Source organism: Gloeocapsa sp. PCC 7428, assembly GCF_000317555.1.
Taxonomy (GTDB): domain Bacteria; phylum Cyanobacteriota; class Cyanobacteriia; order Cyanobacteriales; family Chroococcidiopsidaceae; genus Chroogloeocystis.
On the sequence record NC_019746.1, the window covers coordinates 58,236 to 84,355 of the forward strand.

The 26,120-nt window shown below is 43.0% G+C and carries 31 protein-coding genes and 3 pseudogenes; 12 read left to right on the forward strand and 22 right to left on the reverse strand.

Annotation, left to right across the window (positions count from 1 at the left end; genetic code table 11):
- Positions 1–7: 7 nt before the first annotated feature.
- The 4 genes from GLO7428_RS24120 to GLO7428_RS24135 form a co-directional block, all read right to left on the reverse strand.
- The gene (locus GLO7428_RS24120) at positions 8–547 is read right to left on the reverse strand and encodes a hypothetical protein (protein ID WP_015191202.1); all 540 of its coding nucleotides are present in this window, start codon (positions 545–547) and stop codon (positions 8–10) included.
- Positions 534–800 carry a hypothetical protein gene (locus tag GLO7428_RS24125; RefSeq protein WP_015191203.1) on the reverse strand — a complete coding sequence of 89 codons (267 nt, stop codon included), beginning with the start codon at positions 798–800 and terminating at the stop codon, positions 534–536. The genes GLO7428_RS24120 and GLO7428_RS24125 overlap by 14 nt, the downstream gene beginning before the upstream one ends.
- Positions 801–934: 134 nt before the next feature.
- Complete coding sequence (locus GLO7428_RS24130; protein ID WP_015191204.1) at positions 935–1,879, reverse strand: ParB/RepB/Spo0J family partition protein; 945 nt, start codon at positions 1,877–1,879, stop codon at positions 935–937.
- On the reverse strand, positions 1,851–2,630 hold the full coding sequence (locus GLO7428_RS24135; protein WP_015191205.1) for a ParA family protein: 780 nt from the start codon (positions 2,628–2,630) through the stop codon (positions 1,851–1,853). The genes GLO7428_RS24130 and GLO7428_RS24135 overlap by 29 nt, the downstream gene beginning before the upstream one ends.
- Before the next feature lie 123 nt (positions 2,631–2,753).
- Here GLO7428_RS24135 and GLO7428_RS27045 point away from each other — a divergent pair.
- Both GLO7428_RS27045 and GLO7428_RS27050 read left to right on the forward strand, forming a co-directional pair.
- A pseudogene (locus tag GLO7428_RS27045) lies at positions 2,754–3,380 on the forward strand (IS1 family transposase); the annotation flags it as partial.
- 112 nt (positions 3,381–3,492) lie between these two features.
- A pseudogene (locus GLO7428_RS27050) lies at positions 3,493–4,344 on the forward strand (IS5 family transposase).
- A 102-nt stretch (positions 4,345–4,446) separates the two neighbouring features.
- Here the strand turns inward: GLO7428_RS27050 and GLO7428_RS28085 are convergent.
- The 10 genes from GLO7428_RS28085 to GLO7428_RS24190 form a co-directional block, all read right to left on the reverse strand.
- Positions 4,447–4,590 carry a hypothetical protein gene (locus GLO7428_RS28085; RefSeq protein WP_155824100.1) on the reverse strand — a complete coding sequence of 48 codons (144 nt, stop codon included), beginning with the start codon at positions 4,588–4,590 and terminating at the stop codon, positions 4,447–4,449.
- Positions 4,591–4,633: 43 nt separating this feature from the next.
- Positions 4,634–4,828, reverse strand: coding sequence for a hypothetical protein (locus GLO7428_RS29820; protein WP_369792536.1), 195 nt, complete (start codon positions 4,826–4,828; stop codon positions 4,634–4,636).
- 16 nt (positions 4,829–4,844) lie between these two features.
- Positions 4,845–5,189 (reverse strand): transposase, encoded by a 345-nt coding sequence (locus tag GLO7428_RS29825; protein ID WP_369792537.1) that lies wholly within the window; start codon positions 5,187–5,189, stop codon positions 4,845–4,847.
- Positions 5,190–5,403: 214 nt separating this feature from the next.
- On the reverse strand, positions 5,404–6,354 hold the full coding sequence (locus GLO7428_RS24160) for an iron-siderophore ABC transporter substrate-binding protein (protein WP_015191206.1): 951 nt from the start codon (positions 6,352–6,354) through the stop codon (positions 5,404–5,406).
- Positions 6,355–6,418: 64 nt separating this feature from the next.
- On the reverse strand, positions 6,419–8,845 hold the full coding sequence (locus GLO7428_RS24165; RefSeq protein WP_015191207.1) for a TonB-dependent siderophore receptor: 2,427 nt from the start codon (positions 8,843–8,845) through the stop codon (positions 6,419–6,421).
- A gap of 134 nt (positions 8,846–8,979) precedes the next feature.
- A complete protein-coding gene (locus tag GLO7428_RS28680) occupies positions 8,980–9,132 on the reverse strand; it encodes a hypothetical protein (protein ID WP_196797661.1) in 153 nt (50 codons plus the stop codon).
- 95 nt (positions 9,133–9,227) lie between these two features.
- Positions 9,228–10,220, reverse strand: coding sequence for an AraC family transcriptional regulator (locus GLO7428_RS24170; RefSeq protein WP_015191208.1), 993 nt, complete (start codon positions 10,218–10,220; stop codon positions 9,228–9,230).
- A 522-nt stretch (positions 10,221–10,742) separates the two neighbouring features.
- Entirely contained in the window at positions 10,743–11,063 is a 321-nt protein-coding gene (locus tag GLO7428_RS24175) for a hypothetical protein (protein ID WP_155824102.1), read from the reverse strand.
- Between the two features lie 606 nt (positions 11,064–11,669).
- Entirely contained in the window at positions 11,670–11,873 is a 204-nt protein-coding gene (locus GLO7428_RS24185; RefSeq protein WP_015191210.1) for a hypothetical protein, read from the reverse strand.
- Positions 11,874–12,815: 942 nt separating this feature from the next.
- The gene (locus GLO7428_RS24190) at positions 12,816–13,061 is read right to left on the reverse strand and encodes a helix-turn-helix domain-containing protein (RefSeq protein WP_041919525.1); all 246 of its coding nucleotides are present in this window, start codon (positions 13,059–13,061) and stop codon (positions 12,816–12,818) included.
- Positions 13,062–13,511: 450 nt separating this feature from the next.
- Between GLO7428_RS24190 and GLO7428_RS26310 the strand changes: the two genes are divergently transcribed.
- Both GLO7428_RS26310 and GLO7428_RS24200 read left to right on the forward strand, forming a co-directional pair.
- Positions 13,512–14,669 carry a helix-turn-helix domain-containing protein gene (locus tag GLO7428_RS26310; protein WP_015191211.1) on the forward strand — a complete coding sequence of 386 codons (1,158 nt, stop codon included), beginning with the start codon at positions 13,512–13,514 and terminating at the stop codon, positions 14,667–14,669.
- Between the two features lie 36 nt (positions 14,670–14,705).
- A complete protein-coding gene (locus GLO7428_RS24200) occupies positions 14,706–15,908 on the forward strand; it encodes a hypothetical protein (protein ID WP_015191212.1) in 1,203 nt (400 codons plus the stop codon).
- A gap of 368 nt (positions 15,909–16,276) precedes the next feature.
- Here the strand turns inward: GLO7428_RS24200 and GLO7428_RS24205 are convergent, their stop codons facing one another.
- Entirely contained in the window at positions 16,277–17,005 is a 729-nt protein-coding gene (locus tag GLO7428_RS24205) for an IS982 family transposase (RefSeq protein ID WP_369792538.1), read from the reverse strand.
- Positions 17,006–17,356: 351 nt separating this feature from the next.
- Between GLO7428_RS24205 and GLO7428_RS29220 the strand changes: the two genes are divergently transcribed.
- Positions 17,357–17,533 (forward strand): hypothetical protein, encoded by a 177-nt coding sequence (locus tag GLO7428_RS29220; protein WP_231295683.1) that lies wholly within the window; start codon positions 17,357–17,359, stop codon positions 17,531–17,533.
- Between the two features lie 52 nt (positions 17,534–17,585).
- Positions 17,586–17,843 (forward strand): hypothetical protein, encoded by a 258-nt coding sequence (locus GLO7428_RS29225; RefSeq protein WP_369792539.1) that lies wholly within the window; start codon positions 17,586–17,588, stop codon positions 17,841–17,843.
- Here GLO7428_RS29225 and GLO7428_RS29230 read toward each other — a convergent pair.
- On the reverse strand, positions 17,727–17,972 hold the full coding sequence (locus GLO7428_RS29230; RefSeq protein WP_231295684.1) for a hypothetical protein: 246 nt from the start codon (positions 17,970–17,972) through the stop codon (positions 17,727–17,729). The genes GLO7428_RS29225 and GLO7428_RS29230 overlap by 117 nt on opposite strands.
- Before the next feature lie 137 nt (positions 17,973–18,109).
- Between GLO7428_RS29230 and GLO7428_RS27525 the strand changes: the two are divergent.
- Positions 18,110–18,832 (forward strand): annotated as a pseudogene (locus GLO7428_RS27525) (IS1 family transposase).
- Here GLO7428_RS27525 and GLO7428_RS24220 read toward each other — a convergent pair.
- Genes GLO7428_RS24220 through GLO7428_RS29840 form a run of 4 tightly spaced genes read right to left on the reverse strand, consistent with a single transcriptional unit; the run spans position 18,786 to position 20,261 of the window.
- Positions 18,786–19,544, reverse strand: a complete 759-nt coding sequence (locus tag GLO7428_RS24220) for a ParB N-terminal domain-containing protein (RefSeq protein WP_015191214.1) — start codon at positions 19,542–19,544, stop codon at positions 18,786–18,788. The pseudogene GLO7428_RS27525 and the gene GLO7428_RS24220 sit on opposite strands and share 47 nt — an antisense overlap.
- A gap of 15 nt (positions 19,545–19,559) precedes the next feature.
- Entirely contained in the window at positions 19,560–19,733 is a 174-nt protein-coding gene (locus GLO7428_RS29830; RefSeq protein WP_339366844.1) for a hypothetical protein, read from the reverse strand.
- 17 nt (positions 19,734–19,750) lie between these two features.
- Positions 19,751–19,966 carry an AAA family ATPase gene (locus GLO7428_RS29835; protein WP_339366845.1) on the reverse strand — a complete coding sequence of 72 codons (216 nt, stop codon included), beginning with the start codon at positions 19,964–19,966 and terminating at the stop codon, positions 19,751–19,753.
- Positions 19,920–20,261 (reverse strand): AAA family ATPase, encoded by a 342-nt coding sequence (locus GLO7428_RS29840; RefSeq protein ID WP_339366850.1) that lies wholly within the window; start codon positions 20,259–20,261, stop codon positions 19,920–19,922. Before GLO7428_RS29840 ends, GLO7428_RS29835 begins: the two co-directional genes overlap by 47 nt.
- An 86-nt stretch (positions 20,262–20,347) precedes the next feature.
- Here GLO7428_RS29840 and GLO7428_RS29550 point away from each other — a divergent pair, with 86 nt between their 5' ends.
- From GLO7428_RS29550 to GLO7428_RS24245, 5 genes are all read left to right on the forward strand, one after another.
- Positions 20,348–20,482, forward strand: a complete 135-nt coding sequence (locus GLO7428_RS29550; protein ID WP_255348407.1) for a hypothetical protein — start codon at positions 20,348–20,350, stop codon at positions 20,480–20,482.
- Positions 20,483–20,561: 79 nt separating this feature from the next.
- On the forward strand, positions 20,562–21,296 hold the full coding sequence (locus GLO7428_RS24230) for a GIY-YIG nuclease family protein (protein ID WP_015191215.1): 735 nt from the start codon (positions 20,562–20,564) through the stop codon (positions 21,294–21,296).
- Positions 21,297–22,155: 859 nt separating this feature from the next.
- Positions 22,156–23,100 (forward strand): GTPase family protein, encoded by a 945-nt coding sequence (locus tag GLO7428_RS24235; RefSeq protein WP_015191216.1) that lies wholly within the window; start codon positions 22,156–22,158, stop codon positions 23,098–23,100.
- A gap of 35 nt (positions 23,101–23,135) precedes the next feature.
- Positions 23,136–23,414, forward strand: coding sequence for a hypothetical protein (locus GLO7428_RS24240; RefSeq protein WP_015191217.1), 279 nt, complete (start codon positions 23,136–23,138; stop codon positions 23,412–23,414).
- A gap of 272 nt (positions 23,415–23,686) precedes the next feature.
- Positions 23,687–24,658 (forward strand): site-specific integrase, encoded by a 972-nt coding sequence (locus GLO7428_RS24245; RefSeq protein ID WP_015191218.1) that lies wholly within the window; start codon positions 23,687–23,689, stop codon positions 24,656–24,658.
- Between the two features lie 22 nt (positions 24,659–24,680).
- Here GLO7428_RS24245 and GLO7428_RS24250 read toward each other — a convergent pair whose 3' ends face one another.
- Positions 24,681–25,295 carry an RES family NAD+ phosphorylase gene (locus GLO7428_RS24250; protein ID WP_015191219.1) on the reverse strand — a complete coding sequence of 205 codons (615 nt, stop codon included), beginning with the start codon at positions 25,293–25,295 and terminating at the stop codon, positions 24,681–24,683.
- Positions 25,273–25,968 carry a hypothetical protein gene (locus GLO7428_RS24255; protein ID WP_015191220.1) on the reverse strand — a complete coding sequence of 232 codons (696 nt, stop codon included), beginning with the start codon at positions 25,966–25,968 and terminating at the stop codon, positions 25,273–25,275. The genes GLO7428_RS24250 and GLO7428_RS24255 overlap by 23 nt, the downstream gene beginning before the upstream one ends.
- Between the last annotated feature and the right edge of the window lie 152 nt (positions 25,969–26,120).

Genomic DNA, 26,120 nt, shown 5'->3' on the forward strand with positions numbered 1-26,120 from the left:
ATCGCTATCAGCGTCCCGCCGATGACTTGCGCCCTGATTCTTGCTTGCTTTCTTTTTCGGTACTCTTTGGCGAGTTGCTGCTGACTGGAAGCGATCGCATCGAACCACTCTCCCCAGATGCTTCCAACGCTAGAGGAGTTTGCGCTAAAAAAGCTTCAGGGTCATACACCGTTGCCACTCCACTAAGGAACTGTCGCAGTCTCCCCTGTGATTCATCTACTGCTTGTTGAAGGTTAGAGTCGGAAAACTTGCGAGTAGCGCACTTAACCATTGTCAGCGTGTCGAGCGCCACCAACATTCCGGCGGCGCGATTTTCTGCGGCAACTTCAATACTCTTTAAATCAGCCTCAGCTGTGGAAACTGCTTCGTCTTCCGCTGCATCAGCAGCTTTGGCACTAACCGAGCGCTTTTTTCCACATTGGTTCTTGACTTCCTCCAAAACCTCATCAGGAAATTGAGTTGTGCCTTTGGGGTAGCCCATCTTAGCAGCAATTCCTTCAACCTTACGCCGCGAACCGTGTTGCATTAAATCTTCAAGCGTTACCATTTTGGATCTTCCTTAGTTTCTGTAAGAGTTCCCTTCGGGTTCCGCCAGAAGCGTAGTGTTGATTGACAACCCTTAGCTGCTGAAACTGCTCCTCAGTAAAATACCGCAGCCCTAGCTCAAAGCCAAGGTCGGCACACCACTTGCTGATTAAGCTCGGATCGAGCGGATATTCTGGACTTCGCCCCCGCTCCTCGGACAAAATCAGCACAGCTAACCGTCGCGGAACCTCGCGGTGAGTTGTTGAATGATTCATCGTTAGCGTGAATCGTTCATGAATGATTCACTCTCCAGAATGGCTAATTTTCTTTGAAGAAACCAATAGGAAAATCACTTAGTCTGTGTAAGAATTTGGTGAAGTTTACTCAAAACATCAATTTTTAACTTTATTTACTGTCCCTCTTCTAGCAGCTTCTCTATCTTTTGCAACCAACCCTGCACTTGCTTCCACTTTTTCGGGTCTTTGTCCCAGAGTTTTGATTGATTGAGACGACGGCTTATTGTTTGAATGTGAGATTGAGGAGATGGAGATGAAACTTTATTGGGTTGAATCGAGTTCAATCGTTCTCGAATTCGACTGAGAGATAGGTTTTCTTGAATTGCCTGTGCTAGTAATTCTTTTCTTTGCTGCTCGTCCTTCACTGAAGCGATCACCTTCGCCTTTGTGTACTCGATTTGTCCTGAGCGCAATGCCTCTAAAATCTCCTCTGGCAGCCTTAATAAAGGCAGTCGATTGTTAATAAATGATTCCCACTCCATTAACCCTAATTCCGCGAATACCTGCTTAACAGTCTCGGCTTCGGGTTGACTAATAACGTTATTAGTCATTCTTTGAACGTCATTCAGCATTCGATAAAGTAACGAACTGACGTCACTTTCAGCGCTTTTGAGCCGCGATGCTAAAAGTTGTAAAATGGCTTCAGTCTCCTCAACTGGATTCAAATCTTCGCGTTGTAAATTTTCGACTAAAGAAACTTGAATAGCCTGTTCGTCAGTAAGCTGCCGAATAGCCACTGGAACTTCTGTCAAACCAGCGGCTTGGGCAGCGCGATACCTTCTCTCGCCAGCAACTAGCTCGTATAAGCCTTCTTTTTCTTCTACAGGGCGAATTAGTAAGTTCTCTAAGATACCATGCGCCTTAATTGATTCTGTCAACTGCTCCAATTTCTCTGGATCGAAATAGCGTCGTGGTTGTCGTTCAGGAAGAATAATCGCATCTAACTTTACAGTTTGCGACGAAGTTGCTACTTCCTCCTCACCAAATAACACATCAAGGTTGGCTTGAGATTTGTACGGCTTATCGCTCTTACGACGAGAGCTTGGTTGGCGGGTCATTGAGAGTCTCCATCTGAGCAGCTAGTTGGTCGAGAATTTTTAGAGCAGGATTGTGAGGATCGTAAACAGCTAGAGGTACTTGTTCTTCAGAAGCGTCAACAAACGCAGTCAAACGAGGAATAGCGTCATGAACAGTACCGACTTTACCAAATTGTTCGCGGATTGCTTGTAGCGTGCGCTTGTCTTGAGAGTTGTTAGCAGCATAGCGAGAAGGAACAAAACCTGCAATCTCTAATGTTCGGTTACCTCGCTTTCTCACTTTCGCGATCGTTTGTAAAAGTAGATTAGTTCCTTGAAATGCTTTGAAATGAGTTTCAACTGGAATCAGAACGTGAGTAGCCGCCACAAGACTTGTATAGCTAAGTAGACCCAGACTAGGTGGACAATCAATCAAAATAAAATCATAGTTTTCTCTGATCGGGTCGAGCGCTTCTTTAAGGCGTACTTCGCGAAAATCCAGATTAACCAACTGAATCTCTGCGGCACTCAGATTAATATTAGCCGGAGCCAAATGAATTCCCTGAAGATCCTTTAGAACAAATAGAGGTTCTTCATTAATTAGCGCATCGAATGGGGTTTTTTCCAAGGTGTCCGGATCGATGCCCATGAAGGTGGTTAGGGAGGCTTGGGGGTCGAGGTCAATCAATAATACTCGATGTCCCCGTGCTTGGAGATGATACCCCAAGTTCTGGGTCAAGGTTGTTTTCCCCACCCCACCTGCTTGATTAAAGAGTGCGATGGTACGAGTCATTAAAGGTATCAGCTAACTACTTGCCCTTGTCAGCATACCATTTCATCTCACTATTTATACTTAATTCTTTCTTTAAAAGGCTGAGGCGTTGCATAATGGAGGGAGGAATTAGGATGAGTTCTAATGCAATGTCCAGAATGCCAATCTACTCATGTCCGTAAGAACGGAAAGAGAAGAGGTAAGCAAAATTACATTTGTGTCAGTTGTCGTCGTCAATTCATTGATAGCTATAGCGCACCTCAAGGATACAGTAGTGATATCAAGCAGCAATGCTTACGCATGTATGTCAATGGCATGGGTTTTCGAGGTATTGAACGAGTTACAGGGGTTTACCATACAACTATCATTTACTGGGTCAAACAAGTTGGAGAACACCTACCTGATGCTGATGCTCCACAACAAACCCCACAAGTTGGAGAACTTGATGAACTAGAAACATTTGTTGGATCTAAAAAAACAAAATTTGGCTGTGGACAGCAGTAGACCACTTTAGAGTAGGCATCTTAGGTTGGGTGTTAGGTGACCATAGTGCAAAGACATTTGAACCTTTATGGGCAGTGGTTAGAGCATGGCAGTGTTGTTTCTATGTCACTGATGGTTGGAGTGTCTACCCAGGATTTATTCCAGCGGCAGACCAGATTGTGAGCAAAACTTATATGACACGAGTCGTTCGCGCAGCGTCTCCCCTTGGGAGAAGGTGAAAATATGCGATTGCGGCACTATCTAGCTCAATTACATCGCAAAACAATAGACCTCGTGCATGAATACTAGACATGAATACTAGAAAAGTGTGCCAGTTGGAAACACGGGGTTGCAAAGTGGAGTAAAAGTGTGGCAAGAGTCAAGAAATCGAGGAACTGCCATGTCTTACACTGATTTACAAAACCTTTCAACCACACAGTTCAAGCGATTATGTGGAGTCAGTCGTGATACGTTTGACAATATGGTTGAGGTCTTGCGTCCTGACTTAGAACGCCAAGGTCGTCGTGGCGGACAAAACAAATTGAGCGTTGAAGACCAATTGCTTGTGACGTTGGAGTATTGGCGCGAATAACGAGCACCAGTTTCATATCGCCACCAGTTGGGGACTGCACGAAACGACGGTTAGTCGCATCATCAGGAAAGTCGAAGACTTGTTAATCAAATGTGGCAGGTTGCGATTGCCAAGCAAGCGTCACTTGTATCAACCTGGATGGGAGTGGAAGGTTTTCATGGTCGATGTAGGTGAAATGGAAATCGAACGTCCAAAAAAAAACAAAAACGCTACTACTCGGGCAAGCAGAAAAGTCACACAATAAAGTCACAACTGTTAGTCGAATTTGAAACTGGAAAGATGATCGCTACGGCAGTTGAGAAAGGGAAAACGTACGACTTCAAGCTACTCAAGCGCAGTCGTCTGCCATTTGTACAGTCGCAATTGTGTCTAGCTGACCGAGGCTATCAGGGATTTGGCAAGCTCCATAGGGGTGTTTGTATTCCCACCAAGAAACCGCGACAACAAGTACTGCCGGATGCCGAGAAGCAACACAATCGAGCGTTAGCTAGGTTGCGAGTGCGAGTTGAGCATGTGATTCGCCGCTTCAAGATTTTCCGCATCTTTTCTGGGCGCTATCGCAATCGTAGAGAGTGGTTTGGCTTACGCTTAAATTTGATTGCTGGTTTGCTGAACTACCAACTAGCACATGCTGCTTGCTTCATGCAGGAGGTCTACTAAGTTGCCATAATTGTGCTCCATTTGAATGGCTAGTTCGCGATCGCCTCATTTGAAGACGATTTCATCAAAGATGCAATTTTTGCAATTAAACTGCGATCGCCCTCACTCTCCTACCACTTGATCGATGCGATCGCTCTTTACTCCCTTCACTGTATAAAAGGCGATCGCTCCTTTCCTCAACGCTTCCCAGGATCTTGTAGGATGTGTAAAGCCTTCGGCATACCAGAAAAGCGAAGCGTAACGCATCACCCAACATATATAATTCTCAACCCTTGCTCAATAAAGAGTTTCACCCATCCCAGACATCAATTGGTAGAACCATCTTTCCCTGCAATCCCCAATCAACTGGATAAACACCCTGCGTCACATATCGATACATATCGATGAAAACTAGAATACTGCCAATCGGCAGCCCGATCGCACAATCCATGTCGCACTGGGTTGTAATGGATATAATCACAATGCCGAGCAAAATCCGTCTCATCCCGAATGCAATGTTCCTAAAATCTCCGTTGCCAAAGAATGCCCTCTTGGCGTTTCTGGCATGACTCGCTCCTACTTGCTTGCGGCTTGATATTCCCTTGTTTTGTGACATAGGTTTTAATCAATCGCCAACGGGTTGCATAATCACAATCATCTGGTGGTAGTGTCCAGATACAATGAATATGATCGGGCAAGAGCACAATTGCATCAACGGTGAAAGGATATTTTTGTTGCACCTTGAGGAAAGCAGCCCGCAATAGAGGACGCGCAATATCTGTACAAAGCCAAGGTTGTCTTTGGTGAGTAACCTGGGTAAAGAAGTAAGTCCCTCCTGCGATCAAAGCTCTTCGGTAATTGGTCATTGGCATCAGAATATAAGGTTCTATCGCTCAATTTACCCAAATGCTTTGAGTGATTCACAATGTAGTGCCACCCACGCTTTTTATGGATGCGTTAGGCACTACGTAACGCATCCTACAAGATCGGCGATCGTACTTATGAAAGCGTAAACGTGCGATCGCGTGGTGCGTGTAATGCACAATCGGTTTTTAGGGGAAGAGTTCGGTTAGCATAAGTTTAAAGTGTGTTGACAAGGTATTTGAACAAGTCATCAACAATGGCATTCATCGCAAGAATATCTAAGTGATGCCAGTGATAGTCTACAAGATAAGCGTGATTTTGCTGAACTGCTTTAAGTTGTTGCCATAGAGGTTTTTGCGTAAGCCTCTGTAAAAGCTTCTCTTTGCCTTCATCGCCTCCTCGAACAACGCAGAAAAGCACATCTCCATCAATTTCAGATAGAGATTCCTCAGAAATATTTTCTACGTAGTAAGAATTCTTTCTCTGCGATGGCGGTCGCTGTAATTCGGCATCATTTAAAATGACACCAGGAGCACTATTTAACCCATAAGCATAAATGTATTCAGGAAATGTGCCAGCAACGGAAATTTGCATCTGGTAACGGCGATTTCCTAAGGCTTGTTTAAGTTGTTCGATCCGCTGCCAGTATGCCTCAATTAATTGAGCACCCGCTTTCTCTTTGCCCAAAATCTGAGCGAGTTCGGTTAAATCTTGCTCCCAGGAAAGATCGCGAAATGGAATTACCGTAGGTGCAATATTAGAAAGTTGTTGGTAGTTATTTGGTGCCCAAGGGTTTCCCAGAATTAAGTCGGGTTTCAATCGCAAAATCTTTTCTAAATTGGGTTGGGTAAGATCTCCAATTAATTCAACTCCATTCACTTTACCTCGAAGATAGGTTGGGAAAGGTTCAGTCATATCGTATGCCGTTGCAATGGGCTGAATACCTAGTGCTATTGCATTGGCAAAGATAGATGAATGTATGGTTACAACTCTTTGAGGGTGGAGCGGAACACAAGCCTCTCCCATCGAATGTTGTACCTTTCGGCAGTTTTCTAACGGCTGTTTTGAACTTGTAGCAGAATGATCCAGATTTCTGCCACAAGCTACCACAAGTGCAAATGCTAAAACTGCTGTCACTAACAAACTAATTAAGCGATGTAGAAACATTGACAAATGTGCATAAGTAAAATGACGCAGCCTATTGAATCAACTTTATCAGCAGAAGTAAAAGCTAAAACGTCCAACTGAGAGTGCCAACAATTGTGAATGGAGCACCTCTATCAGCTTGTCTTGCACCGAAAGTAGTGAGAATGTAATTGGTATCGAATAGGTTACGAATATTAATCGCTGCGTTGAACCGATCTCTGCGATAGTAAACTGCTGCATCCGTCCGCAGGTAATCCCCAATTTGATAAGAATTCTCTAGATCGCCCTGCCGTTCACTTACATAGAATAATCCTAGACCAAATCCTAAACCCCCCAGAGTGCCTTCTTGAATCGTATAAGTAGTCCACAGACTAGCCTGGTGTTCCGGTACACTGGGCAAGCGGTTGCCTTCTGGAGTGACGTTATCCTCTGTGACTTCTGCATCGGTGTAGGCATAGGAGGCAGTGAGGTTCCACCCAGGTAAAATTTCACCGCCAATATCTAGCTCAACACCTTGACTGCGCTGCTCGCCAGTTTGAATCGAAAACCGAGGGTCGTCTGGATCTTCAGTAGTGACATTGGTTCTGGTCAGGTAATAGGCGGCTAGAGCCGCTGAGAGCCGATTGTCCAAAAAGTCAGTTTTAACGCCAACTTCATATTGAGTGCCTCGCGTCGGCTCAAAAGCTTTGCCATCTGGGTTGAATCCAGTGGTGGGGCGAAATGAGCGGCTGTAGCTGGCATAAAGCGAAACTGTATCGCTGGGCTGGTAGACTAAGCCAATCCGAGGGCTGAAAGTTCCATCATTCTGCGGCGGATCGTCTGTGGTATTACCAAATTCTCCGAAGTCAGCAATCTCATTTTCATTAGTCACCCAATCGTAGCGACCGCCAATCAGAAGCTTCAAGTTATCGAGCAGCGTGATTTGATCTTGAAGGTAAAGTCCGTAGGATTGAGTGGTGTTGACAAATTGAGAGTCTGGAACTAAGCTAGAATTAGAAAAGTCATAGTCTGGTTCAAAGAGATCTAGATCGGGAATATTTGGAACTTGAAAAATTGTACTATTTTCAACAAAGCGGTTTACATCAAAGCCAATTAACAGGCGGTGGGTAATCGCTCCAGTGTTGAACTCTCCCAACAAATCAATATTGGCAAAATAGTTATCCTTCGTATAGTCATAATCCAATGCCTCGATCTGGATAAAGCGATCGTCCACTGTGCCGATTGGGAAGCCGCGCTCGTCGACAAAATCACTCAGAACAACCGCAACATTATTGCGAATTCGCCAGTTGTCGCTAATCTCATGAGTAAATGTATAACCAAAGCGTTCAGTCGTGATGTGCAGCAAGTCGAGATTAGGATAGCCCAGATAGAAATCTCGTGGTGTGAGATTGCCATCACTGAGAATCACCGCACCAGTGATAATGTTATCTGAAAAGAAGTTTATATACTCGTAATACAAATTCAGTTTCGTTCTATCTCCCAAGTTTAAAGTAATAGAGGGTGCGATTGTCGTTAATTGTTGCTCATCAACAAACGGTTGAATATTGCCTGAACTTTGATAACTGGCGATGAATCGATAGAGCAGCGTATCATCCTCTGTCAGAGGTCCAGAGACATCAATGCTGGGCTGGTAGAATTCGTAATTTCCTGCCTCAAATGCCAGGTTGTAATAGGGTTCGCTCAGAGGTTGCCGAGTAATCGTGTTGACAATCCCACCAGGCTCCACCGCCCCAAACAGAACAGAGGCAGGTCCTCGCAGCACTTCTACTTGTTCGATCGTGCCTATCGGGGTTAAAGCGTAGTAATCAACATCAGGAGCACCATTTCGGAAATTGATGCCACTCCCTACAAAGCCTTGATTAAATCCTCTAATGATTCTACTGCCTGTAGGTGCGCCGTAAAAACTACCATTGTCAATTACACCACTAACTGTTTCTACTGCCTCATTCAAATTTCTGACATTGCGCTCTTCGAGCACTTGTTGTGGCACAACCTGTATCGAAGCAGGGATATCCCGCAGTGGCGTATCTGTCCGCGTCGCAGTCGATGCACTCGACGGGTTATAGCCTTCATCCGGCTCTCCCGTCACTACGATCTCAATTGTGTCTTCCTCTGTAACTTCTCCAGTATCACCCACTGTTACAGATAGAACTAACCCCTGTGCTTCTGCCGTCACCTCAGCCACTGGCGGCGCATCCGTCCCTGTAATCGTTACCTGCACTTGGTTATTTGACAAACTCGTTACACTTACCAGCACAATTCCTTCAATTGGATTTGCCTGGGAAAACACTTGAGCGATCGCCGCATTGGGAATATCAGCAATTAGCGCATTACCAATTTTCCGAGTTTCTGGAGCCAACGTTTCGCCCTTAGCTGTTTCTAGAATGACTTGCAATCCTGCTTCGGTAGTCTCGACGCGAACTCCAGTAATTTGTACCAGAGAAGCTTCAATTTGTGCCACCCACTCTTTGATTGTTGTAGCAGGCTGCTCAATCTCACTCGGTTGAGTCATTGCAGGTGCAGAGGAAACGATGGGTTCGCTTAAATTAGGCAGATCAGTTTGCGGTTCAGATTGAATACCCCAGTTATCGGGTAATCCTACAATTACATCGCTGCCAATCTCAATCCATTGTTCAACGCTTTCGTCTATTGTTTGCGCCTCAGTAGCAACACAACTAAGCTATTGGCAATACACCCCGATAAACTCGCTAATAGCCAAAGCCACACTCGAAACGATAATTTCTTCAAAAAACACACCGCCAAAGGTCGATCGCCCGTACCTACTCCACACACTTTCACCAGCAAATCGTCCTCTTTTGAGAATATTTCTTCACAAGCTGGAAGTCAGTTTAAAGGAGTGTTTATAGCAGTGTCTACTGCAAAACAATCAAAAATCATCGCAAAACAATCTTTTTGCCTAACAAGCACTCCTTAGGTGTAATGCCAAACTTTCGTTTAAATGCAGCAGCAAAGTAACTTGGATTAGAGTAACCCACAATTGCGGCGATTTCAGTAACTGTGCAACCACCTTGTCGCAGTAGTTGTTCTGCTAATTCCATTCGCCGATCAGTTAAGTAGCCAAACACCGTCATGCCAAACAATTCTTGAAATCGACGCTGAAGTGTACAGACGCTCACGCCTACCTGTTGTGCTAGTTCCAGCACCGAGGGCGGATTCTCTAAGTCTGCTAGCATAATATCCTTGGCATGGTAAATACGGTCAAGCGTTGTTGGCTTTAGTGAATCTCGCAGCTTGTCTTGCCCTACTCCAATCGCATCAAGCTGCATCACCAGTAGTTCAAACACTTTAGATTGAAGATACAGCCGTCGCTTCCCACCTCGATACGGCGTATTCCAAAGCTGTTGCGCGAGCGATCGCATCTTTGCAGTCACCGTGGGATAAAATGAAACCTTCCAATCCTCTCCTTTAAACAACTGTCTAATTGGGTCAGAATGACGCTGGCGATCGTCCAGGAAAAATGACTTCAGCACATCTGGCTCAAGCTCAATATCAACGAGAGTTAAATGCTCTCCAGCATGATTCTGCTCAACATAAGCAGGTGAAATTCCACTTCCTGAAAAATAGCCGCGCGTTCCACCTATACTGGGGTGAATATTACAATGAATGAAGCCTGACAGACAAATTAAAAACTGAATCGGATGCTCGTGGCTAGGCTCTTTAAACATCCAGTCTTGACAGTATTTGCTGTTTGAGAGGGTCAATTTCACCCCAGGCGATAGCTCTATCAAGCGCCTAAATTCTTGCCCCAACAATTCTGGACAACTCGTGAGATCCTCAAAATCATCCAGCACCAAATTGTCAGGCTGGAGTTTGGGAGCTTGTTGGCACAGTTCTTCCCAATCAGATTGGTTGAGGATCAGCGTCATGATGAGGTGGTCAGGCACTAATTGCAATTAGTTATCAACAACTTTACCACTATTCAAGAATATGGGCAACGCCCTACGGTCAGTAACATTATCTCAATCATGGGAACTGCACCGCTTTGAATACTTCCTTCATCACTCTGGTAGCTATATACTTCCGACAAGAATAACCTTCATCTACTACAAAATATTTACTTTTTTACATTCTTACTGCTTCATGTAATCAAAAATTACGTATTTTTAATGAAGTGGAAAAAATATGCGGTTCACTCACAATTAGAACTTCTTTCACAACATAAAAACCTTGTCCTTGCACGTATCCTTTATTGTTATCCTTCACGCAATCATATTATTTTATTCTAGACGGAACTTCTAAAAGTAAAATACTTAATTTTACACAATTTGTTGTTCTACATCTACATTAAGTTATAGTTAGAAGCAAGCTAAATACAAATATTTCTTCAGCTTCATCGTAAAAAAATATAATTATCAACTATTTATCCTTGAGCAATTTGTAGTAAATAGTTACAAATAAAACACAGATTCTATTAAAGTTTGAGCATTATTTTTTGAAGTACTTTCTAAATGCGGCAACCATTTACTAGCTCGTAGTTTTTGCGCTTCATCAACTAATCTTGAGCTTGCAACTGCAAAGAAAGTTTCTTTCAACCAGTTAATAAGTAATTCTGGTGAAATTACTAACAATTTATTAAGTGAAGTATTTACTTTAACTAATTGCTTGGAATTTATAATCAAGGTAGTGCACTCTTGCTTGCGAATAATCCTTCCTTGCAAATCTTTCGATAAAACTTTACTCAACCAAACCCAATCTTCTAGGGTTTTCAAAATCTGCTCTACGTGCTTATGTGTTAGTGATACTTCTACTTGTTGAGTAAATAGATTATTCAAGTTTGATAGACTTTTGTCTTGTAAATCATCAATAATTGAGGAATCCCAATCAATTTTATTTTTGATTTTATCTATATTTGGTCTATTTCCTGCTGTATATTGTGTGGTAGGGGTTGCGTGACCTATATCGACATCCTGCTCACCAAGATCTTGCAGTTTCCAACCTCCTCTAGGTAAGTAAAGGTTTTCAATTTTCTCTCGTAATATTTCCCGTGCGGCCTTGCTTTTCTGACGTATATCAAAAAACTCGTGGTCTAAAATTTTATCTGTTGGCTCAAGTTAATGAATGCGCAAGTAAACTTTGCTTTCACCAAAACGATGTAATCCTAGACTGATAAAAGTTTTAGTTAATCCCTCCTTATTTCTAGCACGATACTTATGCTTGTGACGGAGATACATTCTCCCCATATAGATATTGCACTTTGTACTTCCCCACTCTCGAATGTATGCATAGTCACCGCTTAATAGTTGTTTGTACTCAATCTTAGCGTATGCTTTATTCTCTGCTTCTTCAGCAGATTTCAAATCAGCAATGATTTTAGGCTATTTTTTTCTTATAAATTCAATATCTTCTGATGGAAGTGTTAGAAGAAGAGAAAATATAATCTTACTACGATATTTACTACTCAGTTTACATATAGCTTCAAGAAGTCCTTGCGCTTCTAAAGCTTCTAATTGTCTCCTTTTGGTATGCTTGACCTCACTAGTTATTGCTTTTTCTTGTTTGGTCACGCGGTCTGTATACATGCTACGCTTCACTGACTCAGTTATAGCTTATTTGATTTTGTCCAAGTAACACCATCGAAGTTTTGCTTTACTGTTTCCGTGTTGTAATAGCTAACTTTTTTAGGTCAACTTATGAAAAAATTTCTTCCGATATGTTGTCTCAACCTAAGCTTTGCTTGAACGGTACGCACTTTATCATGCACTCTTGCCGATAATTGAGCTTTTGCTGTATCCTGAAAAATAGTTTAGGTCAAATCTCCTCTCAGTTAACCTAAATTAGTGGTATTAGAAACAGCGTTTAAGTTTAAATACTATTATTGATAGATTTTTTGGTTTGGGGATAGAGGAATTGAGTTATTGGCAATAAATTTTTTACAAATATCTGGTATGTAAGACCAAGTACTCCTTCTATTACAGCCCAAACTCAATAAAAATCCAATATATAGAGATTTATCTACTACCAACACATGTATCTAACCACTGACAGTCCCAACTTTAAACTGTTACCCCTGGAGATGAAGACATGATGCTTGTAATAGCATTGTGCAATTTTAATATTTCTTTTAGCAAGCTAGTTTCTAAATTCATGCTAACTTCTTTCTACTTCTCACAGCACAAGCTAGAAATTTCAAAAATTGCAGTAAGTATAAATACCTTTAAACTACGAAGACATTGAAATCAGGTTAACTTTTTTCAAGAAATTGTGTGGCAAAAATTTGTATATTCTTACTACTAAGGTGAGTAACTATACCAATTAGACGTGAGGCTTAGAAAAGTCCATGTACTCTTGCTTGCTATTTAAGAATAAATGTAATAAAGCTTAACAAGCTATTAATTTATTAAGATTAGTTAAATTAAATAAGAGCCTCAAGTGTAACGACATATTTGCTACTAGGGTAATTAAAATATGGTTTTTGCTTAATACTTTAAAAACTCAAATAATCGTATCAACATTACCTCGGCTCAAGCACTTTCTGTTTCCTTAGAACGCTGTATAGTGCGCGATCGCCGTTCTTCAAAAGCTTCTATCAACTCAAGAAGAGGCATATTTAGGTCATTGGCGATCCTTCGTAAAGTGTCGAGTGTTGGTGACATGCCACCATTGAACCACTTAGACCAGTTACTTATTTGTATCCCTGTTCGTTGTCTCAAATCCCTGTACGAGAGTTGCAAGAATTTTTCTTTACTTGTGGACTCACAAACGTACATATCTTTTACAACGATCCTAGTTTAGGTTGCTTTATTCGCTAACAAATGTGTTATGCTACTCTCTAACATAGCACAAGCGAGAGATCATCTGGTAGCGCGGATGATTTATGTCAGATGAAATTTTCACCATGACTCGCAAAATGTTATTTTACCTCACAAAAATTTTCCTCACCTGTAGCAGCAGATGAGGAGATAGGTAGTTACGCTACCTACGTTTAAATCAAGCGCATCTTAACCGAAATAAGCGCCTTAAATTAAGCGCGTCATAACTATGAGTATAACAAATTTCAAGAGTAAGTGCTACTCTTTGTTTAAATTGTCACCAACTTGTAGCACATTTCCCCAAGCAGGCTATCAATCTTTCCTAGATCTACTCACTTTCCTAGCTCAACAAATCGTTGCACGATTCACAAGCATTGCGGCTATGTCTGAGTTTGAGGAGGTAGTGCTATGAGCAAAACTGCTATCAAGGAAAAACGCGAGTTGCGCTTGTTCGTACCGAGTGACTTAGACGATTATGGATTAGACCCATTTGAGTTTCGTCTTTACGCGCGTATATGTCGTCGTGCTGGTAAGGATGGTGAAGCTAGTGAAAGTGTCCCAAACATGGCTGCTGCTTGCCACATAACTGTCAACCGAGCAAGAAAAGTTTTACAACTATTAGAGCAAGCTGGATTGATCGAAAGTATTGAACGTCCAGGAAACACTACGCTTCGCCGCCCAAGACCTCAATCTGAGTGGGTTCAACCCCAACGTTTGCAGGAATTGCGCTCATCGTTTACCTCTGCTAAAAATAATAGGGGTAACAAAAATAGTACCTCTCCTAAATTTGATAGTACCCTCCCACCAGAGTTGACACCCCTACCCCTATCAAATTTGACAGACGAAGGTATTCCCTCTGAAGGTATTCCCAATAAAGCAAGTTCTTTTCCTCCCCTAACCCCTCAACACGAACCAATCGGGGAGGGGTTAGAAAAAATGAAGCAAGTTGTTTTGCATAACGAAGCGCGATCGCTTTCAGAACACTTAACTCAGTTAGTGCAAAGCACACTGGTACCAATCTTTAGCTCCTTAGTTGAAGAAGCGAAAATGTTACTAGCGGAAGCAGTACAGTCAGCTTCTCCTAGAGTTTCTCGCTCAAAAGTTAGAAATGAAAGTTCTACAAGAATTGCAGACTGTCCATCACCCCGACTCACTCACGTTTTAGAAGAATTAGCGATCCTCGTTGATGAACCTGTTGAAAATTTGCAGGCTAATTCTAATCTGAGTGCTGCCGTAGAACAATATCCAGATAATGTTGAAGGTGCTTTGTTGTATTTCAAACAAGCGTTAGTGACTTGGAAGAATAGGCCAGGGCTAGGTTTGTTTATTTCTGCTGTAAGAAAAGGTTCAAAACCCAGTCCTACTAAACCTGGAGGTGGATGGAAAGAGTGGGCAGATGAAGCAAAGCGGCGGTGTTTGATGGAGTATTCGCAATCATACAACGGAGACATTGCCATTTACTTCGTTAATGGAGCGCAACGATTGTGGAGTGAAGTGCGAAGTCTCTCTTGGTCGGAGATTGAAGCAATCGCTCAAACTAACTGTCTTGAGCCGAATGTAGCTTAGAGATTCAATCAAAAATAGATACACGCCTTAGCTATTATGCCTAAAATTAAATCTAAATCCTGCGCCAATAGCAGTGCTGATACCTACGAAGCTCGTTTAGTTGCGGCACAAAGTTTAAGAAAAGGCGATCGCGTGCGACATCAACGAACAGGGGAACAAGGTAGGTTTCAAGAAATCAACTTAGGGTTTGCTTTACCCGAAGTTTGGGTACATTTTGATAGCGATCGCGAGATTTATAAGACGTTATCTTGCAACCCACTTGAATTAGAAATCATTGGTAGCGAGTTCGAGCAGCAGCCAACAGCATTACCAGATACTTGCCATAAGGAAGCGATCGCTGAAGTCTCCCCTAATATAGTGCTAACTCGTGTTGAGGAGGCGAGTACGATGATTGAGTCGCCTTACAGAGGAGCGCATGCCGATGTACTAGAAGAACTTTCCGATTCGGAGGAACGAGAACGCTACCGTTTAGAATTTAAAGTTGATCGAGGTATTGCCCAAGCGTGGTTAGCATTAAAAGAATTGCGCGATCGCCGTTTATACCGCAGTACTCACAAAACTTTTGAAGAATATGCCAAAGAAAGGTTTGGATATAACCGCGCCCATGCTTATCGGTTGATCGAAGCTGCTCAAGTTTTAGAGAATCTGTCTCCAAATTGGAGACAAAATGAACTACAGGATGAAATGTCTCCAATTTGGAGACAAAAATTCCCCAACTCTGAAAGTCAATGTCGGGAACTGGCTAAGCTACCACCGCATTTTCAACCGATTGCTTGGGAGAAGGTGCTAGAAGCTTCTGGAAACAAAGCTCCTACAGCCAAGTTGATTAAAGGCATCGTCGAGCAACTTCAAGAAAAACCTCTCCTTCAAGCTAGAGATTTTTGTACCTGTGGAGATGTATTTACATTAGTGAAGCTAGAGGGATCGATGCGAAAATATAACGGTTATTGGGCGATCGTTTGTAGTATCAATACCTTTACAATAGCTGTTGATGTTCATGACACAACAATACTCGTGAAACCTGAAAATCTTCAACCAATCGATGAAGCTAACGTACGTCGTCAGCTACCACAAGTTCTTAAACGCATTCGACGATTGCGGAATGTGGGTCTACTTGACCGAGGTGCATACAATGTTTTAGAAGATTTAGGTCGGCAAACGTACTTGACAGATATTGAAGAGAAATTGCTTTCCTGCTTGGAGGAATATTACAAGGTTAATTCTGAAGAGATACATTAACACTCACTACGGTAATTTAGATAGTGACAAACGATTGACTTAACCGAAATACAATACCATAAGGCTTTTTCAGTAAATCTATATTTTTTTAGGTCAAGGGTAAATAATTTTTTACATAAAATGTATTTTTAACCTAATTAAAACTTTGTTGCACTTAAATCTTCGAGCATCTCAGCTTGTTGCTGTAATTCACGATAGAAAATTTGAAAGTAAGTTGCTATTCGTTCTTTCTTCTAATCATCACTTAGTTGTGAAAGAAAGTCTTGTTGGAGATCTATAGACAGCATAAGCAAATGTAGAGCTAACTTGAGTTCGGGTTAAGCCAGGAGCAGCAGATTGTGATCGAGCACAATTGATGGCTTGTTCGGTTAATGGCAGTAAGCAATCAAGCCGCCCAAAATGTTGACGAAGCAATTGTCCGGAGAGCGGTGGCGTGAATGCTCAATCTGGGAGATGATGGAACGCTTGCGAAGCAGCAGCCGCTCATTGAGCGGCTGCTGCTTCATGTTGTGTTTGAGCTTGGTGATGAGTTGAATGCCTGCGGTTTTGAGTAGCTGTTTTGCCAGCTTTTGAGACACATAACCTTTATCTGCGAAGACTTTGCCAACCAACTGTTGCAGTAACTTTGGCACGGGAGTCCGGTCATCGGTGTTGCCCAGAGTGAGCATAATGTTGAGTAATTCGCCTTGGTCATTGACCACCAGATGCAACTTGAAGCCAAAGAACCAATCGAGCGAGGTTCTGCCGCGTGCGGCAACGGTCTCAAAGACTTTATTGCGCTCGATGCGACGTTTGTGGCAGACGCGCAGCGAGGTGGAACCCATAAAACTGATGCCGCTGCACCTGCCAAAACACGACCGCAAATAGGCGCACATTGGGACGAGCGTCCGTGGTATCCATTCGATGAAGCGTTGATAGCTCCTCAATCCTGGAAACGCACTTGCCCACTCGCTCTGAACCTTCTGGTTATAGTACGCTTTGAAGTTGCGGTAACACGACTGTAAATCGCAATCAATATCGTCAAGATTTCGCTCAAACTCAACCTCCGAGGTCATTGACGCATCTGGAGTCCAACGCCCAACAGTTGCTGCTTCCATGCGACTCAAAGCTTTGACAAAAATCATCAACTGAGCAAAACAGGTCTTCTAGATTAGACATGAGGGCAAACTAGGCAGAGATTTTAGCATTTTCAGCCTATCGAGTTTGCCCCTTTCTTGTCTCAATCCTTATCCTGAACTCAGGTCACCTTAGTCTTGCACTTAGTCGATGTCATAACAAACTCATTGAAGATAAAACAGTTTCGGTTCGTGAGGATAATTCAGCTATTGACTTTGATATTGAAGAAAAGATTGATTTTGAATCGGAGGACTTATCATGAATAACACACTCAAAGAAATTGCAGCAAAGCATAGTGTGCAGAGGAGATAATTCTAGAGATTTTATCAGGAATGAAACTCAAAGATTCTCAAAGGTATAGCAAGTCTCAACTAGAAGGTTTTGAGAAAGTTTGCAAAACGCCCCTCGACCTGCGGGATGCGGCGGCGATCGCATTGTTGCGAATTATTGGTGGCATGCGACGGCAGGAGCTAGCGCATCTGACGCTTGCCGATCTAAGACCTACTTAGTGATTCCCTTGTCGTCCGGCGCGGTAAAGGAGGGAAAAGGCGCGTCGTTTATCTGAGTGAGGAGGCACTGGCGATCTTGAGAGAGTGGCTGGCATTCAGGGGGAACTCTCCAAGGGCATTAATTTGCCTAGTCAACAAGGGTGGTAAAGTCGAACTGCGACATTTTGCTCCTGATGGAGATGGCATCTACAAGCTAGTACCAGAGCGGGCAACCAGAGCAGGAGTCGAGCAATTTTTCCCCCATGATTTTCGCCGCACCTTTTGCTCGGACTTGTTTGACACCAATACCGACCTGTTCTCGGTACAGTAACTGGCGAGTCACGCCTCTCCAGCTACAACTGCCAAGTACGACCGACGCTCTGAGGCGGCGAAGCGTAACGCCGTGCGATCGCTGAAGTTGAAAAAGAGCTAAACAGTCTACCCATAATGTTTTCGGCAAAGTTTTATCAATGCCATTGTACCGGAGCAAGCCAATAATCGCGAGGAATCATCTCAAGGCGCGGAAACAACAAAAATGCACCTAAAAGGGTAGTCCTAAAGAAGTAAGGATAAGGTAAGTCTTTCTATTACCAAGCCATGTTAGAAACCCCGATTACTTGTCCATGCTGCCACTCTAATCGTATTGTCAAGAACGGATTCATCCACAATGGCAACCAAAATTTCAAATGCAAAGACTACTAAGCGCCAATTTGTACAAAACTCAACAAAAAAGGTCATTGGGCAGGAAACCAGAGATTTGATCGACAAGTTGTTGTTAGAGAAGCTGTCATTGGCAGAAATTGCCAGAGTTACAAGGGAAACTATCGCAGTGGTTGCAGACATACGTGAATGCTAAGTACTCGTCCGTGCCAAAAACAGTAGAAGCGTGGCCTAAAAAAAGGGGCAGCTAACAATACAATGTGACGAGATGTGGTCATTTGTAGGCAATAAGAAGAACAAACAGTGGATTTGGTTAGCCTTAGATGTGAATACACGAGAAATCGTTAGTGTCTACGTTGGTAAACGTAGTCGTGAAGGCGCACAAGGCTTATGAAAATCGTGCCTGGGGTATATCGGCAGTGTGCTGTGTGCTACACAGACTTTTGGGAAGCATATGAGCAAGTCATTCCCAAATCTAGACATCGAGCAGTTGGTAAAAGCAGTGGTAGAACCAATTTAATTGAGTGGTTTAACTGCACTTTACGCCAAAGGGTTGCGCGTTTAGTTCGAGATACCTTGTCCTTCTCAAAGAAGCTAGATAACCATATCGGAGCTATTTGGTATTTCGTACATGACTATAATCTATCCTTACTTCTTTAGGTCTACCGTAATTAATTCCTCTAATTGCTGCTTCAATCTTCCGCAGTGCCTTGAGTTTCGAGAAATTAGGAACTGAGTCCCTAGTATTTTTGTACTGATCGGTTTGTTGCTTAGCAAGAACCCTGCGACCAAATCGAGCAGATACGCCAATCGCTACTGCTAGAGCGGAACCCAGCGCTGTCTCTCCTTCCTTGGGACGACCAGGAATATCTCGATAATTAAGCGATCGCAGCCGCTCTGCTAATTGCTCGATTTGGTCGCGCAAATAATTGACTCGCTTCTCGTTCTCTGCTAACTCTACCTGAAGCGATCGCTCTGGTTCTGCCTCGGCATCAAACGGCATAACTCGTACAGCTATGATGTCGTCAGGAAATTGCTGCTGATAAAGTTCTAAGTTAGTTTCCTTGAGTAGTTGAATTGCTGCTAGCCGATGTCCGCCAGCTAGTAGAACGCCTTTTTGATCTACCACTAGTAGTTCAATTAATCCCAAAGCCCCAATAGATTCTGCTAAATCTTCAACATGGGAGTCGCGTAACGGACGGGTATCTTCTGCTCTGGGGTAGATTCGAGATAAAGGTAAATTGATTCGTTGAATGCGATCGGCTTCAGACTGCGAAGCTGCTGCTTGGTCTTGTTCGTGAATCGCGTTAGCCACAATCGTTGCTTGCTCAAGCACCGATGCACTATCAGCGCGTTTTCTTGGTCTAGCCATTTAACACCCACTCTGCTACAACTTGTATAAATCCTTCGCCCCTTTGGAGTTAGGGTCGTACTGCATCAGCGGCATCCTTTCAGCACCAGCCCATGCCAAAGCCGCATCTTGGCGAATAGTCAGCCGTTTAAGCGACGGATAAGTTTTGGCTAATTGCTGATCTAACGCCTGATCCATCGAACGGCGCAAGTCAATCTTGCTCAGTACTAGCGGCCATCGCGAGGCTCCCTTGCGTCCCTTTTCTGCCGCAAACTCAACTCATTTAGCACCCTACCAGCACCAACAACCGCAAGTGGATGAGCGTCAGTACAAACCAGTGCTACGTCAGCAGCAACTAAGCCTAAACGTTCTAGGTATTCAACACCAGGAGGGCAATCAAAAATCAATATGTCGTAGTCTAACGATGCAACTGCATCTGCCAAGTCTTCTGGGTCTGATGCTTGAATATTGTGTCCTGTTAGCTTTGGTCCTCCTGGTAAATATGTATAGCCCCGATGCTGCTTCTAACGGTGTTGGGAAAATTCTAGACAATAGCTCAGCCGTACCTGTGGCAGTTGGGTCAGTCCCCAGTACATATCCTGCTTTAGATTGTGGATCTAAATCTACTACAAGAACGCGATGCCCTAAGTGAGCGAATACAGATGCCAAACCACAAGCAACTGTAGTCTTTCCTACACCTCCCTTTCTAGCTGCTACCGCGATTCGACACTGAGCTATGTGCGATTGTACATCACTTTATAATCTCTTTTGCCTGCCAGCATACCATTCCGTTTTGTTATTTATACTTAATTTTTTTTAAGAGGGTGGTTGCTAATGCTGTGCGATCGCTTGACCAACGCAATCATTTCTCTCAAAAGCTTGGCACAATGCAGCGTCAGTACTTTCTAGAGTCTGATGTATGTGGTTGCGCTACGGTGTTGATGCAAACAACGTTCTAGTGGATATAGAAGATGTTCCAAGCGGCAAAACTTAACTAAAGAGAATCACTTCGCGCATACTGAGGAATCCTGCCAGTTCATGGTAGTCAGTAAACATCGCGAACTACCAACGCTACCTCTGTATGACAGCTTTAATATCCGTTTATCTGGGGAAGAGCTAGAGAAATTAAAAGTTTTTTGGCGAGAGTACGGAATCAAAAAGTGTAATATTCCGCACTTCTCAGTTCCTAAGCAATTCATCTGGCACGGTTTATTACAAATAGCACAATCATCTGCCCTAGAGTATCAATTTACTCATCTAGGGCAAATTACAGTAGCCGCACTTCCTCTAGAACTATTTAATTATGTACAAGAACCGCTGCTACTAGAAAAGCTGTATAAATTCAAGCAAAAAGCTGAACTCGCGTCTAATTCCAGCTTATTCTTTCCCGAACGCCTTGTAGATTACAAAATCTACTGCACCCAGTTCCAGAAAATTCTTCGACAGACTCTGTACTACTTACAAATCGAAGCAGATGGCGTTACGTTGCATAAAATTGGAGTCACCCAGCGTTCAATAGAACAACGATTAGTAGAAATACAGCGCGACTTAAAGCAGCACTTTAAATCCGTAGTAATTGAAGTTCTTGGTACTTGGCAGCATCGTGGAAATGTAGAAAAGTACTTCAAATATCTCTACAAAGCCTTCAATTACCCAATTGGCAGCCTCACTGAGTATTACAAGTTTATTAATGATGATGCGACAGCAGTATTCCAAGATTTAGAGCAGATGAAGCCCAAGGTGTTGTCTAAAGTTGAAGTAAGTCTCCTGTAAAAGCGAACTTAGCCAAGATAGAGTAGACAGAATGCAAACAAAGTGCGATCGCCTTCGTCGGTAGTGCGCGAAGTGCAATCGCTAAACTACATTTGAGAGAACCAAAGTTTTATATGCAACGTAGATATGCATGGTCAGGTCAAATAGCTTTTTTAGATGAAATTTCAACAATACGCAGTAGTTCATTGTAGCTTGATCAATTGGGATTGAACTGTATTTTACAAGCACAATTGAAGCATCAGTTTTTCCGAAAACAGCAATTTGATAGGCACAAAATAGCCGTAATTCTTATGGTTACTTCTTTTATTCTTTATAATAACAGCTACACAAACAAAGTAAAAGAGAGTTGAAGGTATAAATATGAAAGCAGAACATTCATAAGAGTTGACTCAGTTTTAAGCTAATTCAAAGGAGCATAAGAAGAAATTTTCAAGTAAATTAATAATTAGCTAGTATCAAAGGAGTAAAAAGAAATTAAAGAAAAATCGAAATTAATCAGCAATTAGAAGAGTCGCTTAATAGTGAATAAATTTAGACTGCTTGATTTGGTAATACTTCTGTAGAAAAATTTACGTTCGCCTGCCTACTAAGAATTTGATACTGAGGTGGTCAATATACTATTCAGCATAATTTAAACTATTAAGCCAACTGCTTATTATGAAAATGCTGTATTAATTGCTAGGTTCTTAAAAGATTTGATCAAAAGGTAGCTAAAAGTATCGGTATAGTTCTTATTGAATAATCAAGAAGAATTGTAAAAAAAATAGAACTTTGCAAATTCATAACACATTGTCAACACTCTTAAAAGTAAGTAAAAATCAACAAACTGTATATTTTGTAGAAACTTGGAGATGATAGAATGGATTTAAAAAACTTAGTGCGAAGCATTGCACAAGATATTCTCGGCGAGCAAAGAATGAATGAGGAGCATTTTGAAGAGATCTACCGCCGAATTGAACATAAAATAGACAATGAGCCACCACCACGCTTCGCATTCATTGGTGAAACTGGGGTAGGAAAATCATCCACACTTAATGCACTTTTTAACGCTGGTTGTGAAGTTAGTCATATTGAGGCGTGTACCCAAGTTGTGAAAGGTGTTGAAGTTGATGTTGATGAAGTAGGCGGAATGAAGGGCATATTGCTTGCGTATGATGTACCAGGATTGGGAGAAAGCCGCCTTAAGCACAGGGAACATCTGGAACTTTATGAAAAAGTTTTGAAGGAAGTAGATGTAGCATTATGGATTTTGGACGCTCAAAATAGAGCTATTGCATCAGTTCAAGAATCTTTAATAAAAATCCAGGAAATTAATCCAAACTTGTTAGAGCGAATGGTTTTTGCTTTAAATAAAGTTGATTTGGTTTATCCAGGTGAATCAGCTTGGCATCAACTGGCTAATATTCCAAGCGAAGAGCAAGAAAAAAATATAACTGGAAGAATTCATGACGTTAAGAAAAAAATTCGAGAGGTAATTCCTCATTGGAGAGGAACGGTTATCGGATATTCAGCCAACCGGCGCTACAATTTACCACAGCTTTTTGCGGCAATGCTAGATGCTGTACCTAAAAAGCGCCAGTGGGTTGTTGCTTCTCGCAAGGCTTTAGCAGACTTTTTCGAGTTAGTTGACCCTCAACTTCTCCCACCTGAAAAGAAACAAAATCTATATCAGTTTGAGCAACCTGCTTCTTCTAGAGTACAGAAAATATCAGATATTGTCGAAAGTATGCCAGCAGAAGAATTCACTAGGCTGGCTACAAATAAAGGTGCTTTTCTCGAATGGCTAGAATATCACAGCAAGTAAGCTCATTACAACAAATACAACAAAGGAATCTAGTTATGTCAAAATATGTCAACACGTCCGAGCAGATACCAAAGGACGCTCTAAATAAAATCAAAGCTAGATTGATACAGCAAATTGATTCTATGTCGGAGGCAGAACTTAAAATTGCGACCAAATCAGAAGCTGATTTGAAGTATTTTATTTCTGACTTGTTTCGCTCAATTGCTCAACTATTTGGATATACGGTAGGAGCCGTAGTTGGTATCGTAGATGAGGTTGGAAGAGGTATTAAGAGAGGTTGGAATGATGGCTTTAATGCAGGCAGAGGTAAATAGAAAGCTTTAAATCAGACTTAAATATGTAAATTTTTGATGATGTCCTCTGGTAAGCTTAAATCTTGCAGAGGGCTGATTCTTTTATATCAGAATTTTACATCTAGTAGCGCGACTGCTGGTTCATTGTTGTTGCAAGTCAACAAAGCTAATCGAGTAGTATTTAAGCGACTTACACAACAGGCAATTCGCGATCGCGCGATTGTTTTTCCTCGCGCTCAAATGCAAATACGTGCAAAAATAACTCGTGAGAATTGTTTCTTGGACGAGTTATCATGCCGTTGCGCCTCGACTCCCTCAAACCAGAAGACCTCAAGCTCGCTTCGCCCTTACCCTTAACGCGGCATCCGGCGGCAGTATATATATCTGGTTTGGGTTCAGGCAGTCAGCGCACTATCCTTTACTCGCTCAATAAAATTGCGGCGCTACTAACTTCAGGAGAATGCGATGCTTATACAATAGATTGGTCAAAGTTGCGCTACCACCATACGGCGGCGGTGCGAGTTGCGTTAATCAATCTCCTCGCGCCTGTAACGGCAAACAAGATGCTTTCGGCTTTGCGCCGAGTTCTTTTAGAAGCATACCGACTCAATTTGATGGCGGCAGAAGATTACAACAAAGCGGTAGATTTTGCGAATATCCCAGGTGACTCAGAGTTAAGGGGACGTTCTTTGGCAAATGCAGAAATTGCAGCGCTATTGGAGACGTGTCATGCTTCAAGTCCTATTGATATTAGAGATGCCGCAATCGTTACTACTTTACTCGCTACAGGTTTGCGGCGGTCGGAATTGGTCAATTTAGATTTAAGCGATTTGAATCTAAGTACGGGAGAGCTTTTGGTTCGTAAAGGCAAGCGAGGTAAGAATCGCAAGGTCTATCTGCCAAGTGACGCGCTCTCCTTTGTCAAAAAATGGCTAACTGTGCGCGGCGACCAACCAGGACCGTTCTTTTGCCGAATTCGTCGCGGGGGTCACTTGCATGTCGGACGAATGCACCCCGACGCAATCTGGCGGATGTTGCGGCATCGGGCAGAGATAGCTGAACTAGAATCATTTTCTCCACACGACTTGAGGAGGACGTTTTGTTCTGACTTATTAGATGCAGGGGTAGATGTTGTCACCGTACAAAAGTTAGCGGGTCATACCAGTCCAACAACGACTGCGAAGTACGACCGTCGAGGCGAAGAAACACTGCGCCGCGCTGTGCAGACGTTGAAGATTCCTAATTCTAGTAGAAGGAAAAAGTAGCTCGCTACTATATATTCATCACTTACAGTAAGCCATAGTCGTAGTGCGTCAACACCTGAGCAAGTAGTACCGGATGTTGCTCGACCAAATTACCTAAGTTCTCTTCGCTCAAAAGCGACTTCGTTCGGTCAAAAAGTCCGCAACAGATGCGCGTATCGTCGTGACGCGAATGGTATCTCAGTCCATCAACTGCGCTCGGATGCTCCCAAATTGCCCGCGCCCACTGCCGCGCCATCAAGTACGGACCCGAAGCAATTCGCGAATCGGCTCCTAACTTTACTAAGCCACTACCCGTCAAGTCAGCTAAAATCAAGGGACGCACCGATGTAATGCGTACTAAATTCCGCGTTTGCAGTGCAGATTCTGCCACGCCCCGCGCTCCGTGTGCGCGACCAAAGCATTCGATAAAAGCAGCGTACTCGTCGGCTCCTACATACAAAATGCTGTATCCCTGCTCTGCTCCATCAAAACGACCTTTGCCGCTGCGGTCAAAAAATAGCGCACTTGAGTAACGTGCTGGGTTTAAGCGATACCAAGGACCATTACTCTCAACCACAGGTAATAAGCGGCTGCCAAAATCAGGCGGCGGTTCGGGATGCGGGGCTAACGGCTCCTCAAGCGGCTCCTGGGGTGCCATAACATTCTGCTGCCCAGACTACTGCATCAATGTCTCCTGCTTGCAAGCGCGCTAGCGGAGTAGCGCCATCCAAACGCACGTCACCAGTTTTTAAAAACATCAACTGAGTCCAAGGGTCGTAATCCTTGAGTGCAGCTAAGACTCGCTCTAGACCTGGTAGCACTTGCCCTGCTTGAAATTGCCAAGCTGGATACAAGTAGCCCCGCCTGCCTAACGACAACCCTAATAATTGTCCTTTTAACCGCCGCTTGTCTACTGCCTGCCGCGTGACGTGCAGTAACTGTGCCACTTCCTCACTCTTTAGCGGTTGTCCTTCTCCAAATAGCAATTCGTGTTTAACTTGCACTCCCTTAAACCGAGCAGCTGCCAAGGGGTCAGTAGGAGCAAGTGCTTTGAGTGCTTCTGGACGCGCGAATATTTCAACCATCGTTTCAAATCCTGTTTGAGGATCGGTCAAATCGGTATCAGCAATCTTAACTTCTCGACTGACAGCAAGCGCTGTTTCCAAAACGTATTGTAGAAACTTACTCCGTGCTGTCGATTTATTCATCTCTGACAACGCTTCCATAAGCGCTGGTTTAAGTGCTGCGGAGGAAGTAAGAACTCGTTCAACTAATTTCTGTTCTTCTGAAGTTGCTGCCTGTATCTGTTGCAATAAGGCTTTTTTGTTCATTACACTTGCGCAGTTCGTTACCTTAAATTCTAGCAAAGTTTACCAAGTTGTGCAACTTGGTAAACTTGAAGAACTAATCAATGCTTATTACGGCACGGCTCTGCAAGCGCAGTTTTATAGCGTGAAACGCTACATACACTTTAAGCATTCTT

Coding starts and splice junctions, on each gene's coding strand:
- GLO7428_RS24165 (WP_015191207.1), bottom strand. CDS start 8,845: ATGACTCAACCGAGTGAGATTGAGCAGCCTGCTACAACAATCAAAGAG.
- GLO7428_RS24200 (WP_015191212.1), top strand. CDS start 14,706: ATGCCTAAAATTAAATCTAAATCCTGCGCCAATAGCAGTGCTGATACC.
- GLO7428_RS24190 (WP_041919525.1), bottom strand. CDS start 13,061: ATGTACGTTTGTGAGTCCACAAGTAAAGAAAAATTCTTGCAACTCTCG.
- GLO7428_RS24170 (WP_015191208.1), bottom strand. CDS start 10,220: ATGACGCTGATCCTCAACCAATCTGATTGGGAAGAACTGTGCCAACAA.
- GLO7428_RS29825 (WP_369792537.1), bottom strand. CDS start 5,189: ATGACCAATTACCGAAGAGCTTTGATCGCAGGAGGGACTTACTTCTTT.
- GLO7428_RS24135 (WP_015191205.1), bottom strand. CDS start 2,630: ATGACTCGTACCATCGCACTCTTTAATCAAGCAGGTGGGGTGGGGAAA.
- GLO7428_RS29820 (WP_369792536.1), bottom strand. CDS start 4,828: ATGAGACGGATTTTGCTCGGCATTGTGATTATATCCATTACAACCCAG.
- GLO7428_RS24130 (WP_015191204.1), bottom strand. CDS start 1,879: ATGACCCGCCAACCAAGCTCTCGTCGTAAGAGCGATAAGCCGTACAAA.
- GLO7428_RS24250 (WP_015191219.1), bottom strand. CDS start 25,295: ATGGCACCCCAGGAGCCGCTTGAGGAGCCGTTAGCCCCGCATCCCGAA.
- GLO7428_RS24255 (WP_015191220.1), bottom strand. CDS start 25,968: ATGAACAAAAAAGCCTTATTGCAACAGATACAGGCAGCAACTTCAGAA.
- GLO7428_RS24240 (WP_015191217.1), top strand. CDS start 23,136: ATGTCAAAATATGTCAACACGTCCGAGCAGATACCAAAGGACGCTCTA.
- GLO7428_RS29220 (WP_231295683.1), top strand. CDS start 17,357: ATGAAACTCAAAGATTCTCAAAGGTATAGCAAGTCTCAACTAGAAGGT.
- GLO7428_RS24245 (WP_015191218.1), top strand. CDS start 23,687: ATGCCGTTGCGCCTCGACTCCCTCAAACCAGAAGACCTCAAGCTCGCT.
- GLO7428_RS24235 (WP_015191216.1), top strand. CDS start 22,156: ATGGATTTAAAAAACTTAGTGCGAAGCATTGCACAAGATATTCTCGGC.
- GLO7428_RS24230 (WP_015191215.1), top strand. CDS start 20,562: ATGGTAGTCAGTAAACATCGCGAACTACCAACGCTACCTCTGTATGAC.
- GLO7428_RS24120 (WP_015191202.1), bottom strand. CDS start 547: ATGGTAACGCTTGAAGATTTAATGCAACACGGTTCGCGGCGTAAGGTT.
- GLO7428_RS24125 (WP_015191203.1), bottom strand. CDS start 800: ATGAATCATTCAACAACTCACCGCGAGGTTCCGCGACGGTTAGCTGTG.
- GLO7428_RS26310 (WP_015191211.1), top strand. CDS start 13,512: ATGAGCAAAACTGCTATCAAGGAAAAACGCGAGTTGCGCTTGTTCGTA.
- GLO7428_RS24220 (WP_015191214.1), bottom strand. CDS start 19,544: ATGGCTAGACCAAGAAAACGCGCTGATAGTGCATCGGTGCTTGAGCAA.
- GLO7428_RS28085 (WP_155824100.1), bottom strand. CDS start 4,590: ATGCGTTACGCTTCGCTTTTCTGGTATGCCGAAGGCTTTACACATCCT.
- GLO7428_RS24160 (WP_015191206.1), bottom strand. CDS start 6,354: ATGTTTCTACATCGCTTAATTAGTTTGTTAGTGACAGCAGTTTTAGCA.
- GLO7428_RS24205 (WP_369792538.1), bottom strand. CDS start 17,005: ATGGAAGCAGCAACTGTTGGGCGTTGGACTCCAGATGCGTCAATGACC.
- GLO7428_RS24185 (WP_015191210.1), bottom strand. CDS start 11,873: ATGTATACAGACCGCGTGACCAAACAAGAAAAAGCAATAACTAGTGAG.